General features: G+C 65.5%; 16 protein-coding genes and 1 tRNA gene. 5 read left to right on the top strand and 12 right to left on the bottom strand.

All coding sequences use genetic code 11. The annotated features are described in order from the left end of the window. Positions 1–6 precede the first annotated feature (6 nt). Together ACW171_RS13225 and ACW171_RS13220 are read right to left on the bottom strand one after the other, a co-directional pair. Complete coding sequence (locus ACW171_RS13225) at positions 7–762, bottom strand: molybdopterin-binding protein (protein ID WP_492093825.1); 756 nt, start codon at positions 760–762, stop codon at positions 7–9. Beyond that, positions 759–1,541, bottom strand: a complete 783-nt coding sequence (locus ACW171_RS13220) for a cytochrome b/b6 domain-containing protein (protein WP_492093824.1) — start codon at positions 1,539–1,541, stop codon at positions 759–761. The genes ACW171_RS13225 and ACW171_RS13220 overlap by 4 nt, the downstream gene beginning before the upstream one ends. Positions 1,542–1,616: 75 nt before the next feature. Between ACW171_RS13220 and ACW171_RS13215 the strand changes: the two genes are divergently transcribed. After that, the gene (locus ACW171_RS13215; protein ID WP_492093823.1) at positions 1,617–2,660 is read left to right on the top strand and encodes an oxidoreductase; all 1,044 of its coding nucleotides are present in this window, start codon (positions 1,617–1,619) and stop codon (positions 2,658–2,660) included. On the opposite strand, the gene ACW171_RS13210 is transcribed toward ACW171_RS13215, so the two are convergent. Continuing rightward, positions 2,657–3,142, bottom strand: a complete 486-nt coding sequence (locus ACW171_RS13210) for a hypothetical protein (RefSeq protein ID WP_492093822.1) — start codon at positions 3,140–3,142, stop codon at positions 2,657–2,659. The two genes, ACW171_RS13215 and ACW171_RS13210, sit on opposite strands and share 4 nt — an antisense overlap. Before the next feature lie 117 nt (positions 3,143–3,259). On the opposite strand from ACW171_RS13210, the gene ACW171_RS13205 reads away from it, so the two are divergent. Further along, positions 3,260–3,559, top strand: a complete 300-nt coding sequence (locus ACW171_RS13205) for a hypothetical protein (protein ID WP_492093821.1) — start codon at positions 3,260–3,262, stop codon at positions 3,557–3,559. Positions 3,560–3,869: 310 nt separating this feature from the next. Further along, on the top strand, positions 3,870–5,615 hold the full coding sequence (locus tag ACW171_RS13200) for a hypothetical protein (RefSeq protein ID WP_492093820.1): 1,746 nt from the start codon (positions 3,870–3,872) through the stop codon (positions 5,613–5,615). A gap of 95 nt (positions 5,616–5,710) precedes the next feature. On the opposite strand, the gene ACW171_RS13195 is transcribed toward ACW171_RS13200, so the two are convergent. From ACW171_RS13195 to ACW171_RS13160, 8 genes are read right to left on the bottom strand one after another with little or no spacing between them, the layout of a single operon-like run. Continuing rightward, complete coding sequence (locus ACW171_RS13195) at positions 5,711–6,787, bottom strand: protein-glutamate methylesterase/protein-glutamine glutaminase (RefSeq protein WP_492093819.1); 1,077 nt, start codon at positions 6,785–6,787, stop codon at positions 5,711–5,713. Positions 6,788–6,791: 4 nt separating this feature from the next. Beyond that, a complete protein-coding gene (locus ACW171_RS13190) occupies positions 6,792–7,646 on the bottom strand; it encodes a CheR family methyltransferase (protein WP_492093818.1) in 855 nt (284 codons plus the stop codon). A gap of 32 nt (positions 7,647–7,678) precedes the next feature. Continuing rightward, a complete protein-coding gene (locus ACW171_RS13185; RefSeq protein ID WP_492093817.1) occupies positions 7,679–8,170 on the bottom strand; it encodes a chemotaxis protein CheW in 492 nt (163 codons plus the stop codon). Continuing rightward, complete coding sequence (locus ACW171_RS13180) at positions 8,170–9,978, bottom strand: methyl-accepting chemotaxis protein (protein WP_492093816.1); 1,809 nt, start codon at positions 9,976–9,978, stop codon at positions 8,170–8,172. Before ACW171_RS13180 ends, ACW171_RS13185 begins: the two co-directional genes overlap by 1 nt. 23 nt (positions 9,979–10,001) lie before the next feature. Continuing rightward, complete coding sequence (locus ACW171_RS13175; RefSeq protein WP_492093815.1) at positions 10,002–10,529, bottom strand: chemotaxis protein CheW; 528 nt, start codon at positions 10,527–10,529, stop codon at positions 10,002–10,004. Beyond that, complete coding sequence (locus ACW171_RS13170; RefSeq protein WP_492093814.1) at positions 10,526–12,526, bottom strand: chemotaxis protein CheA; 2,001 nt, start codon at positions 12,524–12,526, stop codon at positions 10,526–10,528. Before ACW171_RS13170 ends, ACW171_RS13175 begins: the two co-directional genes overlap by 4 nt. Beyond that, positions 12,523–12,891 (bottom strand): response regulator, encoded by a 369-nt coding sequence (locus tag ACW171_RS13165; protein WP_492093813.1) that lies wholly within the window; start codon positions 12,889–12,891, stop codon positions 12,523–12,525. Before ACW171_RS13165 ends, ACW171_RS13170 begins: the two co-directional genes overlap by 4 nt. Next, positions 12,888–13,184, bottom strand: coding sequence for an STAS domain-containing protein (locus ACW171_RS13160; protein WP_492093812.1), 297 nt, complete (start codon positions 13,182–13,184; stop codon positions 12,888–12,890). The genes ACW171_RS13165 and ACW171_RS13160 overlap by 4 nt, the downstream gene beginning before the upstream one ends. A gap of 208 nt (positions 13,185–13,392) precedes the next feature. Here ACW171_RS13160 and ACW171_RS13155 point away from each other — a divergent pair, with 208 nt between their 5' ends. After that, positions 13,393–15,252, top strand: coding sequence for a response regulator (locus ACW171_RS13155; RefSeq protein WP_492093811.1), 1,860 nt, complete (start codon positions 13,393–13,395; stop codon positions 15,250–15,252). A 158-nt stretch (positions 15,253–15,410) separates the two neighbouring features. Here the strand turns inward: ACW171_RS13155 and ACW171_RS13150 are convergent. Beyond that, positions 15,411–15,487: transfer RNA gene (locus ACW171_RS13150), tRNA-Arg, on the bottom strand. A 135-nt stretch (positions 15,488–15,622) separates the two neighbouring features. On the opposite strand from ACW171_RS13150, the gene ACW171_RS13145 reads away from it, so the two are divergent. Continuing rightward, positions 15,623–16,915 (top strand): hypothetical protein, encoded by a 1,293-nt coding sequence (locus ACW171_RS13145; protein ID WP_492093810.1) that lies wholly within the window; start codon positions 15,623–15,625, stop codon positions 16,913–16,915. Positions 16,916–17,279: the final 364 nt, after the last annotated feature.

Here is a 17,279-nt window from a genome sequence, read left to right as displayed (position 1 = left end):
TGAAAATCAGATCCCGGCGTACCAGGAATAGCCGCGGTCTTCCCAATAGCCGCCCTTGCCGCCGGCGATGTGGCCGAAGCTTTCGACGAGCTCTATCCGCTTGATATATTTCGCCATCTTGTATCCCAGCTGGCGTTCCAGCCGCAGCCTCAGCGGGGCTCCGTTGGCGATGGGCAGGGTCTGGTCGTTCATCTCATAGGCCAGGATGGTCTGTTCGTGCCGGGCCTCGGGGATGTCGATGCTCTCATAGTAGCGGTCGCCGTCCTCGGTCTGATCCAGGGCGTCGAAGCAGTAGAAGACCACGAACCGGGCCTCCGGCTTGACCCTCGCCTCGTCGAGGATGCGCGAGAACCGCGCCCCCTTCCATTTGGCGATCGCCGACCAGCCCTCGACGCAGTCGTGCTTGGTGATCTGGGTGCGCGAGGGCCGAGCCCGGATCTCGGCCATGGACAGCGACAACGGGTTCTCCACCAGGCCGTCGATGATCAGCCGGTAGTCCCGGAACCCGTTCGCCTTCAGGGCCAGATACTCCGCAGCCTGCGGATCGACCGAGCCGTTGGCCCTGAAGTCGGGAGATATGTCCTTCTCGGAATACTCGGGCGCCAGGCGGTCCCGCGCCAGCGCCCGCTGCGCCCGCTGGCTGAGCTGCTCGGCCTTCTTGACCGAGCACTGGAAGCCGGATGTGCGCGCCACGCGGTCGCAGCCGCCCAGCCCCAGGGTCGCCCCCGCGCCCAGGATCAGCCCGCGTCGATGAGGGATCATTGCGCGTCTTCCTTCTCGGGCTCGATCACGAACCAGCCGGTGATCATAGAGCGCATGTTGTTGGTGAAGCCGGCCACGAAGACCAGGACCACGTGGACGACGACGAAGCCCACCAGCCCGGTCGCCGCAAGGAAATGCAGCGTCCTCGCCGACTGCCTCCCGCCCAGCAGCCATAGCAGCTCGGGCAGGACCGCGTTCATCGTCGGCGACATCGCCAGCCCCGTCGCCAGCATCATCGGCAGCAGGACCAGCAGCACGAGGAGGTAGGTCAGCTTCTGCAGCACATTATAGCGTCGGGCCTCCTCACCCTTGGGGAACTTCAGCTGGGCGTGCTCGACGATACTGTGCGGGATGTCGGCGAGATCCGCCCTGGTCGGCTCCATCATCCGCCGCAGCCGCCCACTGATCGTGATGAAGGCCAGGTAGATCAGCCCGTTGATGACGAAGATCCAGGCGAACAGGAAGTGCCAGCCCCGCGCCGCGCCCAGGTCACGCCGCATCGGAACCATCAGCCAGTCGGGCGCCATGGGAAAGCTCATCCATGGATCGGCGAAGGTCGAGCGGATGCCCCAGTACAGGTGCGGGTGCGCCATCAGGATATTGATCCCGCTCATGACCAGGATCGTCATCGCCAAGACGTTGAGCCAGTGGGTCAGCCGCACCGTCAGCGGATGCCGCCATGTGTCGATCCGCCCGCCGACCAGGGGACGATCCGCGTGACGATCGCGACGGGGCTCTGCGACCTCGGCGACGGGGACCTCGACTGCCTCATCCGTCATTCGCTCGCCCCCCGCGTCGATTCCGACCTTCCCACGCAGCCTCCATCGCCGCAACCGACATGCTAGACCTACGCCATGTCCACTCGATCTGACGCGCCCCTGAACGTCGCCCTCGTAGGCTACGGCAACGCCGGCAAGACCTTCCACGCCCCGCTGGTTACGGCGTGTGCGGACCTGAGGTTACATTCGGTGGTCACAAGCCGACCCGACGCCCTTCACGCCGACTGGCCCGAAGCGCGCGTCGCCCCCGATCTTGCCGCCGTCCTCTCCGATCCGGCGATCGACCTCGTCGTCCTGGCCACCCCCGACGCCTTACATGCCGAACAGGCAGAGGCATCGCTGAACGCCGGCAAGGCCGTGGTCGTCGACAAGCCCTTCGCGCTCACCCTCGCCGATGCCCGGCGCTTGGTCGACCTCTCGGAAGCCACGGGCCTGCTGCTGTCGGTCTTCCAGAACCGCCGCTGGGACGCCGACTTCCTCGCGCTTCAGGCCGAGCTCGCCTCGGGCCGGTTGGGGCAAGTCGTGACGGTCGAGAGCCGCCTCGACCGTCACCGCCCCCTGGTCCGCGACCGCTGGCGAGAGAACGATGGCGACGGCGTCTGGATGGACCTGGGGCCACATCTGGTCGATCAGATTTTGACCCTTTTCGGAATGCCCGAAGCCATTGCCTGCGACCTCGCCGTCCAGCGGGCCGGCGGCCAGACACCCGACTGGGCCCACGCCGTCCTGCGCTATCCCGACAAGCGGGTGGTGCTGAACGCCTCGATGGTTTGCGCCGCGCCCGACATCCGCTTCGCCGTCCACGGCACGAAGGGCAGCTGGCTCAAGTCCGACCTCGACGTCCAGGAGGAGCAGTCCAAGGCCGGCATGGCCGTGGGTGCGCCCGGCTGGGGCGTCGACCCGAACCCCGGAACCTTCGTCGACGGCGAGACCGGCGAAGGCTCTTCCGCTCCCGGCCCGGCCGGGGATTACCGCCGATTCTATGCCGGCGTCGCTTCGGCCTTGCGAGGCGATGGACCGCCGCCGGTCACCGCGCGACAGGCCTTGGCGGTCATGCAAGTTCTCGACGCCGGGCTTCGCAGCAACGCCTCGCGTCGCGAGGTCGCGATCGAACCCTAGCGGACGCGTGTCGAACAGCGGGTGCGGTCGCCGGCCTCGCAGGCGCGGACATCGGCTTCCCAGCGGGTGCGTTCGGCCTGCCAGCGCGCCTGTTCGGCCTCCCATTCGCTCTGCGCGGCCTGGGAGCGGCGGACATCCTCCTCGTAGGCCAGTTGGGCCTGGGTCGCGGCGGCGACCGTGGCCTCGTGCTTCTCCCGGTCGGACCGTTCCTGGTTTTCGGCCAGTTGGTTGCGCGAGGCGATCTCGTCGTTCAGCGCCCGGGTGACGCGCAGCTCCTCCGGGGACTGTTCGGCGTCTTCGGCCCGGTGGTAGGCCTCGCCGTCGTTGACGGGCGTGGCGGTGGTCCGGGCCTGCCCGAGCAGCTGGTCGGCCTGGTCCGCAGATCCGGCTTGAGCGGTCGGGACCTGGGCCTGGGCCGCGCCGGCGGCCAAGGCGAAGGTCACGGCGGCGGCGCAGGCCGCCAAGGTCTGGGTCCTGGTCATGGTCTCGTCTCCCTCTCGCGCCCCATCAGCCCGATGAGCTTGGCCATATCAGGGCGACGCTTCTCCCGGAACGTCGTTCGTGACGAAAGGTGGCGCCGGAGGCAGAGGGCGGTCTAAATGGAAATGACCCTCCTCCCCAGCGAGCGCCAGCCCATGATCCTCACGACGAGTTCCGGCGACTTCCCGATCCCGCCCGAGGTCGCCAGCCGGCTGCCGCAGGTTCCGCCCGTGCCGGACCCCACGGCCCCGCAATACAAGAAGGCCAAGCGCGCCTTCACCGACTGGCTGGACGCCGCGCCTCAGCACACGATCGACTTCGAACGCCTGCGCCGGTGGCATCTGGTCCAGAACGAACTGGCCGCCGCGGCCAAGGCCGAAGGCCGCGCCTTCGTCGTCACCGAGGACGGCCTGGACTGATTTTCCGTGAGAGGGCGCTCCGCCGATGATGAGACCGAGACCGATTCGTTGGCTTCGCACTGGCAGTAGAGAAAAGGGCGTTCGCTGGATTGACGCTGGGCGTCGGCGGCGAGAGAATCCTAGCGTATGGGGGCCACGGAAGCCGCCCAGCCACGATCTCTTCGACCGGTTCCAGCCAAGCGCCGCCTACGCTTAGTGCGGGGAACTAGGATCGCCAGAGACGTCCGCCCCAACGCAGTCTCCGGCGTTTACCGCAGATTGTCTTCTCGCCGTTATGGTGTCTGCGTTGACCCTCAGAATGAGATGGTTTGTGCAGACATATCCGCAAGAATTCGAAGCGCCGCCGCCGATGGCGTTCGACACGCCGAACATTCGTGGTCAACTAGAAGACGCCCGCGCGCTGATAGAGACCCGCTTTTCCGATGCCGGGGAACGCATCGCCGGCTCGCTCGACATGGTTGGATCGCTGATCGATTCGCTCGATCGGCTCGGCGTGGCGCTGAACGCCCAATCCGTCGCTCAAACCACCGATGAACTTCTATCGACCGCCGCAGAACTGAATGCCCTGCCGGAGGCCCAGCGGGGCAGGCTGTCCTTTCTGAACCGGTTGAAAAGCGCCGGCGCTGCGCTGGAAATCCATATCGACGAGATGCGCACGACCCTGCGCTATCTCCGGGCTTTCGCTCTGAACGTGAAGATCACCGCAGGCTCCACGATCCGGGCCTCTGCCGAGTTCGCCGGCTTCGCCGAAAGCATGTGCGATCAGCTCGATCTCGGCGTCACCCAGTTGGACGAACTCGCCGACCAGCTCACCCATTTGATCAAGCGCCTTCAAGGAGCGGAGGCCTTCGAACAGGGCCTTGGAGGCAAATACCAGGTCCTGATCCCTGCCGTGCCGGAAAGGCTCGCCATCGACGCCCAAGCGATCGGCCTTCAGCACAGCCGCATCGCGGAGGTCGCCGGCTCCGTCGCCGCCATCGCTCGCAATATCCAGACCAAGGTCGGCAAGGCGCTGGTCGCCCTGCAGATCGGCGACATCACCCGACAACGGATCGAACACGTCCAACTCGCCATCGAGGTTACAGAAGCCCAGGTGCGCAATGCGGATCTGTCGTCCGAAGCTCGCGATCGAGCCGAACGCCGACTGCTGCACATGGTCGCCGATCAGATGGCCGACACCGCTTCCTCCTTTGAGACCGAGGCGATGAAGGTGACCCAGAGCCTCTCGGGAATGGCCAGAGACACGACCGACATGCTGTCCATGAACAGTCTGTCGAACGCCGGTGATGAAGGTGGATTGCGGGACCTGGAGAGTAGCCTCGGCAGGGTGGGCATACTCGTCGGCGACGTGAGCGCCGCCATGGCCAATGCGGATCGCATCAGCAGCGAGACGGTCTCGGCCGTTGATGCCCTTTCCCGGCGGGTGGATACCATCCACCGGGTCAAACGCGACATCCAGCAGTTGGCCATCAACAGCAGCCTCCGTTGCAACCGTCTTGGCGACATCGGTAAACCTCTCAGTGTCATCGCCTCGGAGCTGGGCAGCCACGCCAGTTTGCTCGAAGGGTCCGCTGACCAGACACTGGGCTCGCTGAAGGCCTTGGCGGATCTCGCGAGTGGGATGAACGCCGCTCTGTCGAACGACGGCAGAGTCGATGCCGCTCGGCTCGAACAGGTGCGGGACAGCCTGCGCCGTGCCGCCAATGTCGTTGAACATGACCTCGCCGGTCTCGGCAGCCAGGGGCATGCGACCGCCCATTCCCTCGCCCTCGCCTCGAGTCAGTTGGGATTGAAGGAGGATTTGGCCGACGTGTTGCACACCGCCGCCATCGCCCTGGCGGAGGCCGCCGGTCCGGTCGTCGATGACTTGAGCGACATCGCCGAAGTCGTCGATGCAGCCATGGGCGAGATCGCTCGCTGCTATACAATGGGCCGCGAACGCGAAATCCACGCCCTGCATGCGATAACCCGCTGCGTCGGAGACGATGCCGCACCCGCCGAAGCGACCCCGGGCATCGTGGCCGACGCCGAAGAGTTCGACGACATTCTGTTCTGACCCAGACGACTGTTTGCGATCAGCCGGATCACCCGCCGGCGCAGTTTATACAGCCTGAACCGAGTTGGAGCGCGTCCAACTCCACCGATTTTGCTCTAGCGCGAGCGATCGACGGCCATGATTTCGCGAGCGATGTGCTCCAGGGCCGTGACCTTCTGGGCCGCACCGCGCGCTATCGCTTCGCGCGGCATACCGAAGACGATCGAGGTCGCCTCATCCTGCGCCAGGGTTACGGCTCCGGCCTCCTTCATTTCCAGCAGGCCGCGCGCGCCGTCATCGCCCATGCCGGTCATGATGACCCCCATGGCGTTCCGACCGGCGACGCGGGCCGCTGATCTGAAAAGGACATCGACCGAGGGCCTGTGGCGCGAGACGGGCGGGCCATCCTTGACCGCCACTTGATAGCGGGCACCCTGGCGTTCAAGCATCATATGCTTGTCGCCCGGAGCGATCAGGATGTGGCCGCGCAGCACCGGATCACCGTGTTGCGCCTCCTTAACCTCCACCTCGCACAGGCTGTTCAGGCGTTTGGCGAAGGCGGCGGTGAAACCCGCAGGCATATGCTGAACGATCACCATGCCCGGCGCGTTGGCCGGCAGGGCCTGCAAGACCTCGCGCAGGGCTTCAGTCCCGCCGGTCGAAGCGCCCAGGCAGGCAACCATCTCGGTTGTGCGAGCCATCGCGGCGCCCGTCGGCGGAGGCAGCATCGCGTCGGCTGTCAGCTTTGCGCTGGATTCCAAGGTTCGCGTCTCGAGGTGGCGCGCGCCCACCCGCGCCTTGGCGGCGGCCTTGACCACGTCGCGGATACGATCGGCACTCTCGGCCAGATGGTCCGCCGCTCCGATGCGCGGCTTCAGGATGATGTCGACAGCACCGGCTTCCAGCGCCTGCATCAGGGTCTCGGACCCCGCCTCGGTCAAGGAGGAACACATGACCACCGGAATCGGCCGCTGCGTCATGATCTTGCGCAAGAATGTGATCCCGTCCATGCGCGGCATCTCGACGTCCAGGGTGATGACGTCGGGCAGATCCTCCGCGATGCGGCGGGCGGCGACGAAGGGGTCGGGAGCGACGCCGATCACCTCGATCCCGGGATCGGCCGACAGGATATCGACCATGGTCTGGCGAACGCTGGCTGAATCGTCGACGATCAGCACCCGAACCTTGCGCATGCAATCAGGTCTTTCGGAATACGGTGTTGGCGACGGTGACCAGAGGCAGTTCGATGCCGGTGATGCTTTCCGAATGGCCGATGAAGAGATAGCCGCCGCGCTTCAGGCGGTCACACAACCGTTTGAGCACCTTGGCCTGGGTCTGTTTGTCGAAATAGATCATCACATTGCGACACATGATCATGTCGAACGGATCGCCGGCGGAATAGGATTCGTCCATTAGGTTCAGCCGCGCGAGCGACAGTTTCGCGCGCAGTGATGGATGGATGCGGGATTCGCGACGAGCGGTGTCTCTCGAAGGCATGACCCAGCGCCTAGCCTCTGCCGGAACGGGGCTGAGCATCTCGTCCGGGTAGACACCGCGCAGCGCGGCCTCCAGCACGTCGGTCGACAGGTCCGTACCGAGGATCTGATAGTCTGGGCCGCCATGCCGATCGGCGAACCCCTGCATAACCATGGCCATGGTGTAGGGCTCGGCGCCGGTCGAACAGGCAGCGCTCCAGGCGCGCACGCGACGCAGGCCGGCGGACTTGAGCTCGGGCAGCACGTGGCTGGTCATGTATTCGAAGTGGCGCGGCTCCCGATAGAAATCGGTCTTGTTCGTCGTGACGGCGTCGATGAGGAAGACGGACTCGGTTTCGAGCCCATCGTCCTTGAACAGGTAATCGCAGTAGGCATCGAAGGTGGCATGACCCGTCTGGCGCAGGCGGCGACGCAGCCGACCTTCCAACATCGTCCGCTTGGACGAGGGCATCTTGATGCCGCTGTAGTCGTAGATATAGCGGGCCAGACGCTCGAAATTACGGGCGTTGATCTGGTCGACGGTCGGGGCAGACTGAGCCAGCGCCGCTTGTGACAAGGCGATCTCCTTTCTGGAGAAGCGGACGACCTTCAGGCCGCGCGGTCGACGTCCGACAGGTCTGCCAGCGAGGCGGTGTCCGTTGTGGAGAGCAGGCGAGCCAGGTCGATCAGGACGACGAAGCCGTCCGACCGACGCACGACGCCGGAGATGTAGTCCGAACGCCAGCTCACCCCGATATCGGGCGAAGGTTCGATCTGGTCGGCGGCGAAGACCGCGACTTCGAACACCCGGTCGGCGACCAGGCCCAGGCTGAGCACGCGGTCCTCGAGCGGGATGTCCAGCACCAGGATACGGGTGTTCAGCGTCGGCTCGACCGGAGCCATACCGAGGCGGATCCGAAGATCCGCCGTCGGCACGCCCCGGCCCCGCACATCCGTCAGCCCCAGTAGATAGGCGGGGCCGTTGGGGATGCGCGAGGGCGTCTGGTAAGTCAGGATTTCCCTGACCAGACCGACTGGGGCGGCGAAGACTTCATCGCCGAGGCCGAAGGTGACGTACTGGCCCTCAGCTATGCCGGGCATCAAGCGCTCTCCCGGAAGTCCATGTCCTCGGCGTCCGCGCCGCCGGTCGCCATGTCCAGGGCAAAGCCCTTGGCGCGGGCCTGCTGGGCGTGGACGGCGGGCTTGGCCGGTGCCGCCTTGGCGACCGGGCGCGCGGTCGGCTTGGCGGGCTTGAAGGTCGAGACGCGCGCCGGAGCACGGGCCGAGGTACGACCACCGGCCGTGTCCGTCCGGAAGAAGGCGATCGAGGTCTGCAGTTCCTCGGCCTGGGCGGCCAGTTCCTCGGAGGTGGCCGACATCTGCTCGGACGCGCCGGCGTTCTGTTGGGTGACCTTGTCCAGTTGCTGGATGGCCTCGTTGATCTGGCTAGCACCGACGTCCTGTTCGCGGCAGGCGGCGCTGATTTCCGAAATCAGCTCGGCGGTCTTGCGGATGTCCGGCACCAGGCGTTGCAGCATATCGCCGGCTTCCTGAGCCGCCTTGACGGTATCGCCCGAGACGGCGCCGATTTCGGCGGCGGCCGTCTGGCTGCGTTCGGCCAGCTTGCGGACTTCCGAGGCGACGACGGCGAAGCCCTTGCCGTGTTCGCCGGCACGGGCGGCCTCGACTGCGGCGTTCAGGGCCAGCAGGTCGGTCTGGCGAGCGATCTCCTGCACGATGCCGATCTTGTCGGCGATGGTGCGCATGGCATCGACGGCGCGGCTGACAGCCTCACCGCTGGCCTCGGCGTCCTTGGACGACTGACGCGAGATCTTCTCGGTCTGGGCGGCGTTGTCGGCGTTCTGCTTGATGTTGGCGGCCATCTCTTCCATCGAGGCCGAGGCCTGTTCGGCGGCGGCGGCCTGTTCGGTCGCGCCCTGGCTCATCTGTTCCGACGTGGCCGACAGTTCCTGGCTCCCGGCCGAGACGTTGTCGGCGGCGGACAGGGCGTCGGCGACGACGCCGCGCAGGCGCTCCACCATGGACTGCAAGGCCAGACCCAGGGTGTCCTTGTCCGACAGCGGCCGGGGCTGGACGGTCAGGTCGCCGTTGGCCACTTCGTCCGCCAGAGCGGCCGTGGCCTTGAGGTTGTCGGTCATGCTGTTGAACACCGTGACCAGGTCCTTGATTTCGTCGTTCGACTTGATCTCGACGCGTTGGTCGAGGTCGCCAATGGCGACGGCATTGGCGACCGTCATCAGGCGGCTAAGGCCGGCGCTGATGCCCATAGCGATCCAGAGGGCGGACGCGATGGCGATGGCGAGCGCGCCCAGGGTGATACCGATCACCAGATTCCGCGTATCGGCGTACTGAGCGTTGGTATCCTGATCCGCCTTGACCATTGCCTGCTGGTTGCGCCCGACGATCTTGTCGAACAGCTCGGTCATAGAGACGGCCACTTCACGACCCTGGGTCGATGAAAGGTTAGCGGCCTCGGCCGTCTGTCCCGCGCGGACCATGACGGCCATCCGCTCTTCTAAAACGGTCTGCTGAGCCAGCAGAGCGGTCAATCGCGCCCAGTCGGCCTTACCCTCGGCCGAGGCGCGCTGTTCGCCCTGGGCCAGCAATTCGGCCAGCGCCTGGCGAGCTTCCTCGCCGGTCGCGACGTGGCGGTCCAGTTCTTCTGAAGTCGTCGACAGTATGAGGTTCTTCTCGGCCCGGATCGCCTCCAGCATTCGAATGTTCGCCTGCTGTGAGTTTTCAAGCCGCTTGGCCGGTCCGGCGATCACGTCGGTGATCGCCTGGTTGAGGTTGCCCAGGCTGTAGATGCCCAGGCCCGCGACGCCGATGAGCAGGATGATCATCATCCCGAAGCCCGCGGCCAGTTTAGCTTTGATTGTGAAACGCATGGGCTGATCCCCCGATAAGCCGGTCAATGACGGGTGTTGGACGCGACCGGCTGGCGGGCGTCCTGTTGCTGGTTGACGATGGTGTGAAGGTCGGGGACGACGATGAACTCGCCTTCCCGTTTCACCAGGCATTGGATGAACTCCGGACGCCAGCGCATGCCGACGCTCGGCGGAGCCTCGCTGTCAGCGCGAGCCAGGGTCGTGACCTCGTGAACCTTGTCGGTGCGCAGACCCACCAGGGTTTGCTCACCGCCGAGCGCGATCTCGATCACCACGATGCGGCTGTCGATCGTGGTCGCGCGCGCCTCCAGGCCGAAGGCCACGCGAAGATCAGCCAGCGGAATGACCTTGCCGCGGAAGTTGATGACGCTGCCGGCGAAGGCGCCTGCGCCGGGCACGGCGGTCTCGGCCACCAGGTCGGTAATCTCTTGGACCAGTACGGCCCCGAGGGCGAAAAGTTCGCCGTTGAGTTCAAAGGTCAGGACCTCGATCTCGTCGTCGCCGGTCCAGGTCGCACCCTGGGCGAGGACGTTCTCGGTCGAGGCGGTCATACGGCGGTTCGCATCTGCGCCTCCTGGTGCTGGCCCAGAGCGACAAGGTTGCCGACGTCCAGGATCAGGGCGACGCTGCCGTCACCCAGAATGGTGGCGCCGGAGAAAGTCGGCAGGCTTGCGTGCAATTTGGACATCGACTTGATGACGGTCTGGTGGTCGCCGATGATCTGGTCGACGACCAGGCCGATGCGTTCGGCGCCGGTCGAGACGACGACCACCTTCTGGTGCAGTTCGGGCTGGGTGCCGGTGTCGAACATCTCGCGCAGGCGCAGGAAGGGCACCAGACTATTGCGCAGCGAGATGAAGCTGCGTCCGCGCGACCGCAGATCCTCGTCCAGCGACAGCTCCAGGCATTCCTCGACGGCGCCAAGCGGGATGACGTAACGCCCATGCCCCACCCGAACCAGGAGACCATCGATGATGGCCAGGGTCAGAGGGATGCGCAGCGAGACCTCCGAGCCTTCACCAGGACGGCTGGTGATGTCTATCGATCCGCGCAGGCTCTCGATGGTGCGTTTGACCACGTCCATGCCGACACCGCGCCCCGAGAGGTTGGTCACCGCCGCTGCCGTGGAGAAACCGGGGGCGAAGATCATCTGCAGCAGGTCATGGTCGCTGAGGACGGCGCCGGGTTCGATCAGGCCTTGGGCTTCAGCCTTGGCCCGGACGCGCTCACGATCGATGCCGCGGCCATCGTCGCGAATGGTGATGACAACCTCGCCGCCTGATTGATGGGCCGACAGGCGAATGCGGCCTACCAAAGGCTTGCCTGCGGCGGCGCGATCCTCCGCGGTCTCAAGCCCGTGATCCGCGGCGTTGCGGATCAGATGCACGAGAGGGTCCGCCAGACGCTCTATGACGGTCTTGTCGATCTCGGTCGTCTCGCCATCGGTCGACAGTTCGATGGCCTTGCCGGTATCACGCGCCAAGTCATGGACCAGGCGGCGGAAGCGGCCGAACAGGGTCGCGACCGGAACCATGCGAAGCACCATCATGGTGTCGCGCAGCTCGCCCGATAGACGCTCGATCTCCTCGGAAACGGCGCGAAGGGCGGTGTCGGTTCCGGAATGGGCGATCTGGCTCAAACGCGACTGGGCGATGACCAGTTCGCCGACGCGATCCATCAGCTCGTCCAGCCGTTCGGCGGGGACGCGAACGCTTTCAGACGTCTTGGCCGCTTTCACGGAGGCGGGATCGGCGGGATCACCGGCATTGATGACGGGTGCGGACGGCGAGACTGCATGAGCCGGAGCAGGGTCAGCCTCGATCTGCGCCGCAACCACCATCTCGGCGGCCGCTACGGCAGGCGCGTCGACGTCCATCGCCTCCAGTTGCAGGTTCATGTCGTCCATCACGAAGATGAAGACGTCTTCGATGGCCCCGCGCCCCCGATCGGTGGTCAGCGTCACATCCCAGGTCAGATAGAGATCGGGCGGTTCGATCTGGCTGAGAGGCGGCACGCGAGAGGTATCGCAAATGACCCTCGCTTCACCCAGGTCCCGGATTTCGGCCAGCAATGCCAACGGATTGGTGCCGTTCTTGAAAGCATTGGACGGCAGGTCGAAGCGGATCCGCCAGGTCGTCATGGCCGGGGCCGCGACGGCCGGTGGAGCCGTTCCATCCGCATCGCGCACAGCCCGTTCCAGGTCGGCCAGCAACACGTCGCCGGCGGCGCCGTGATCGCCGGACGGATCTTCCATCAAGCGGCGCATGTGGTCGCGCGCGGCCAGCACGGCTGAGACCAGATCAGTTGTCGCCGCCACCTCGCCCTTGCGGACGCGATCGAAAGCGGTTTCGCAGTGGTGAGTGAAGCCCGCCAAGGCGTCGAAGCCGAACATCGAGCCCGACCCCTTCAAGGTGTGCAGTCCCCTGAACACGGCATCGACCAGATCGCGATCCTCGGGCCGCTCCAGGAGGTCGAGCAGACCTTGTTCGATGATCTCCAAGTTCTCCCGGGCCTCGACCTGGAATACGGCGATGGCTTCATCACTCATCGGCCCAGCACCTTTTTGGCGATCCGAACCAGCTGATCGGGATCGAAAGGTTTCGTGAGCCAGCCCGTGGCGCCCGCAGCCTTGGCGCGCGCCTTCATGCCCTCGTCGGATTCCGTGGTCAGGAAGACGATCGGCACGCCCATCTGGTCGGGCATCCGGCGCATCTCCTCGATCATGGTCAGGCCGTCCATGACGGGCATGTTCAGGTCGGTGATGATCAGATCGAAGGCGCTGGCCTTGGCCTTCTCGATGCCTTCGAGGCCATTTCCAGCCTCGGCAACCGAGTAGCCCGCATTGGTCAGCGCGATCTTCAGCGCGACGCGGATGCTGGCCGAGTCATCGACGGTGAGAATAGAAGCCGTCATTGGGCCGTTCCTTCGTGAAGCCAGAAATCGAGGTCGGCGGGTGAGGCGGCGGTCAAAAAGCCAGCCGCGTCCAGCACGGGGCGGAACTCGGTGCCGGGCCGCTCCAGCACCAGAGTCTTGCCGGAGCTGGCGGCCTGACGACGCGCCGATTCAATCAACTGCAGGCCGCAAAGGTCGACCGATTGTTCGTCGACCAGATCAAGGCTGATCGTGTCGTCTTCCTCGAAGGCGTCGAGGATCGTCTGACGCAAGACGCCGACATTCTTGACCACGCACGCAGCGTCGATCAGCACTCGTTTCGCCATGCCACACCCTCCCGGCCCAGCCCCCGCTGCGCCAACCTACTTAGGGTTGACGACTACGGTTAAGCTCGCACGAACGGCCGCTTAGGGGAAAATACCTATCCGACGAAAGAGCCTGGGGTCGTAGCGATTCACCTCGACTTCATGTCCTCTCGCTACGCTTACACTCATCAGCAGAACCGCTGGTTGGGAGACCGCATTGACCGAAGTCGGCTTGCGCGGAGAGCGATTCTATGAGGGCGATCCATTCCACGCCCAGATCGCGGACGCATCACCAGCCTATATCTGGCTCTTGAATCCTTATGGGCGCATCGTGCACGTCAACGTCGCCGCTGGCCGCTTTCAGCCCGTCGCCCCCGTCGCCCACGCCATGGACTGGCGCGACGCCTGGCCTGCGGACTGCCGTTTCTCGATCGATCGCGGACTGCGGGAAGCCCAGGCAGGTCGGCACTTCGCGTTTCGCAGCCGGGTCCCGGACCGCCGTGGCGTCGGCGTCTATCTGAACACTATTGTAAGCTCGGTTCGCGACCAGGATGGGGAAGTTATAAGGCTGCTGGTCAAGGCCGAAGACGTGACTGAAGAAACAGAGTCGGCCGCCTTCCTGAATACGGTCATCGACGTCTTGCCGCTGGCCCTGACGGTCAAGGACGCGCGCAGCGGCCGCTACATACTTGCCAATCGAGCGGCCGAAACCCTGTTCGGCAAGGCTGATGGGCTGACCGGTCAGAGGGCTGCCGATGTGCTGCCCGTCGCCTTCGCTGAGTGGGCGGCGGATCCCACGCCCGGAATGGGATTGCAGTCGACAGTGCACGAGGACCGCACCCCCGACGGAATTCGCTATCTGTCGGCGACCAGGGTCGCGACCCATGACGATGAGGGCGTGCGGCATCTGATCGGTCTGACGCAGGACGTCACCCAGGAACATCGCGATGCCGACGCGCTTCGCCAAGCGCTGGATCAAGCCGAACAGATCAGCCGGGCCCGAAGCGACTTCGTGAGCAACGTGAGCCATGAGATCCGCACGCCACTGAACGGCGTAATGGCCGGCGTCGATCTCCTGTACCGCCGACCGGGACCGAGCGGGGTGGACGAGATCGTCGGGATGATCCGCGCGTCCGCGACAGATCTCCAGCAACGTTTTCAACAGTTGCTGGCCGTCTCGCAGCTCGACGCAGTCCAGAGCGCGCCGCAGGTCGAGGCCTTTGATCTCAAGGAGACCGTCGTCCGACTGGTCGAGCCGCATCGCCCGGTCGCCGAGGCGAAGGGATTGCACCTCTCTGTAGAATTTGCGGCATCGTTGCCCGAAGTTTTCGTTGGCGATCCCGCCGGGCTTGAGCGGGCGCTGTCGCCGGTGCTCGACAATGCCGTGAAATTTACCGAACGGGGAGAGGTGCGACTTGATGTCGAACCCTGCGCCGACGGCAGGATCCGGTTCACCTGTTCCGATACAGGGATCGGCTTCGATCCGGCCGCGAAAGCCGCCCTCTTTATCGCATTCCGTCAGCAGGACGACGGCCTGACCCGCCGTTTCGGCGGCTTGGGCCTCGGTCTGGCGCTCGCCAGACAGAGCGCCCTGGTGCTCGGCGGAAGCATCGACGCCGCCCCGCGCGCAGGCGGAGGCTCTGTTTTCTGGCTGGAAATCCCGCTGACGCCTGCGCCGCTCGACACTCCGACAGATGCGAACGCGCGTCCGCGCATACTTGTGGCCGACGACCATCCGACCAATCGCCGGATCGTGGAATTGATGCTGCATAGTGTTGCAGACGTCACCTTGGCCGAAGACGGCATCGAAGCACTGGATGCGGCATGCCGCGAGCCTTTCGACGTCATCCTGATGGATATCCAGATGCCCCGCATGGACGGCATCACCGCAGTGTCGCGCATCCGCGAGGCCGAGCGCGCGGCCGGCCGGGCCCCGACTCCGGTCATCATGCTGACGGCGAACACTGAACCTGAACATGTCGCCGCAAGTCGCCAGGCGGGCGCGGATCGCCATGTCGGCAAACCCTTCACCTCCTCCCTTTTGCTGAGCGAAATTCAGGCGGTGCTGACCGCCTGATCAAGCCAGGCAGGAGATGGTCGAAGCGGGCGACCTGGCGCCGACGATCACTCCCGAGAGATCGACCCGGCTCACGCGCCGCCTTGATGCAGGCTCCGGCGTTCGGTGAGGGTGAGGATTCCGCCGCCAGTGGCGGAGTTCTCGGCTTCAAAGCGAGATGGCGCACCCGACAGGATTCGAACCTGTGACCTCTGCCTTCGGAGGGCAGCACTCTATCCAGCTGAGCTACGGGTGCATCGCGCGGCCTGACGACCGGACGAAGGGCCTTACAGCAGGTCGCGGCGGGTCTCAATCCCGGAGTTGAGCCGGGAAGGCGTTGGCGAAAGACCGCGACCGGACTAGCGTGCCGCCGATCCTTCGGAGAGCCTCGATGCGCCGCCTGTTTCTCGCCGCCCTCGCCCTGCCCCTGATGCTGGTCGCCGCCTGCGCCACAGCCCCGGCGGCGGATCCGTCCGGCGACAGTCTGGACGCCGTCGCGGAGGACTATGTTCATCTGATCCTGGAGATCGGCGAGCGGGAGCCCGGCTATGTGGACGCCTACTACGGGCCTGCGGCTTGGGCCGAGGCCGCCAAGGCGAACCCGCGCGAAGTTCCGGCCCTGATCCAGGGCGCAGCCTCCCTGACCCAGCGGCTGAACGCCCTGTCGACGCGGGGCGCGGAGCCGGCCGTGGTGCAGCGGAAGGCCTATCTGCTGGCCCATGTCTCGGCCGCCTCGGCCCGTCTGCGGATGATCGGCGGCGAGCGGATGGGCTTCGCCGACGAGGCCTATGCCCTGTTCGGGGTCAGGCCGGAGCTGAAGCCGCTGAGCGCCTATGATCCGATCCTGGCCCGGATCGACGCCCTGGTTCCGGGGACCGGCCCCCTGGCCGAAAGGGTCGCGACCTTCCGGAACCAGTTCGTCATTCCGACCGACCGGCTGCAGGCCGTGATGGATGCGGCCATCGCCGAGTGCCGGACGCGGACGCTGAGGCACATTTCGCTGCCGGCGAACGAGACCTTCACCCTGGCCTTCGTCACCGACAAGCCGTGGTCGGGCTACAACTATTTCCAGGGCGGGGCGGCCTCGAAGATCGAGATCAACACCGACCAGCCGATCTTCACCGACCGAGCCATCGATCTGGGCTGCCACGAAGGCTATCCGGGCCACCACGTCTACAACGCCCTGCTTGAGAAGACCTTCGTCGTGGATCGCGGCTGGGTCGAGATGAGCGTCTATCCGCTGTATTCGCCGATGTCCTTCGTGGCCGAAGGCAGCGCCAACTACGGCATCGACCTGGCCTTCCCGGGCGATGAGGCCGAGGCTTTCGAGCGCGAGGTTCTGTTGCCGCTGGCGGGGTTGGCCGGCGCCCCGGTTCACGAAAAGGACGCGCTCAACGCCCTGGTGCGGGAACTGACACGAGCCGAATACACGATCGCCGACGACTATCTGGCCGGCCGGGTGGACCGCGAGGAGACGATCGCCCGGCTGTCGAAATACATGCTGACGACCCGGGAGCGGGCGGCGCAGCGCGTGCGGTTCATCGAGACCTATCGCAGCTATATCATCAACTACGGCCTGGGCCGGGACACGGTTCAGGCCTGGGTCGAGGCGCAAGGCCCCGATCGCTGGAAGGGTATGGAGACGCTTCTGGCCAGCCAGATCCTGCCGGTGGATATTCTCTGACCGAAAGGACAGTACGGACACGCGTCATCGTCCTTCCGCTGCGAACGGGTATGGGGAAGTCGACGGAGCCTGGGCGTTCGCCCGGAACCGGAGTGGCCCCCTGCTTTCGCGTTACGGGGACCGATTGATTGTGTTTTCGGCTCGCGCCGAGGCTCCGTCCCCGACCGGGTCCGCGAGCGTCGCCCAGCGGGTTTACGGACACCCCGGGGGGGCCTGCATCCCCGCCTTGGCGAAGACCGGCCACAAGTCCCGAGTCCTTTGGACCCTTAGGCGATAGGCCCGCGACGGGCGGCAGGCTCAGGCCCGCCGGACTTCGAGGTTTCACGCCCCTCGAACAACCCCGCTACGATCGGTCCCGCCGCAC

It is taken from the genome of Brevundimonas sp. FV1ye28 (assembly GCF_058681135.1).
This window is presented reverse-complemented; position numbering and strand designations above follow the sequence as displayed.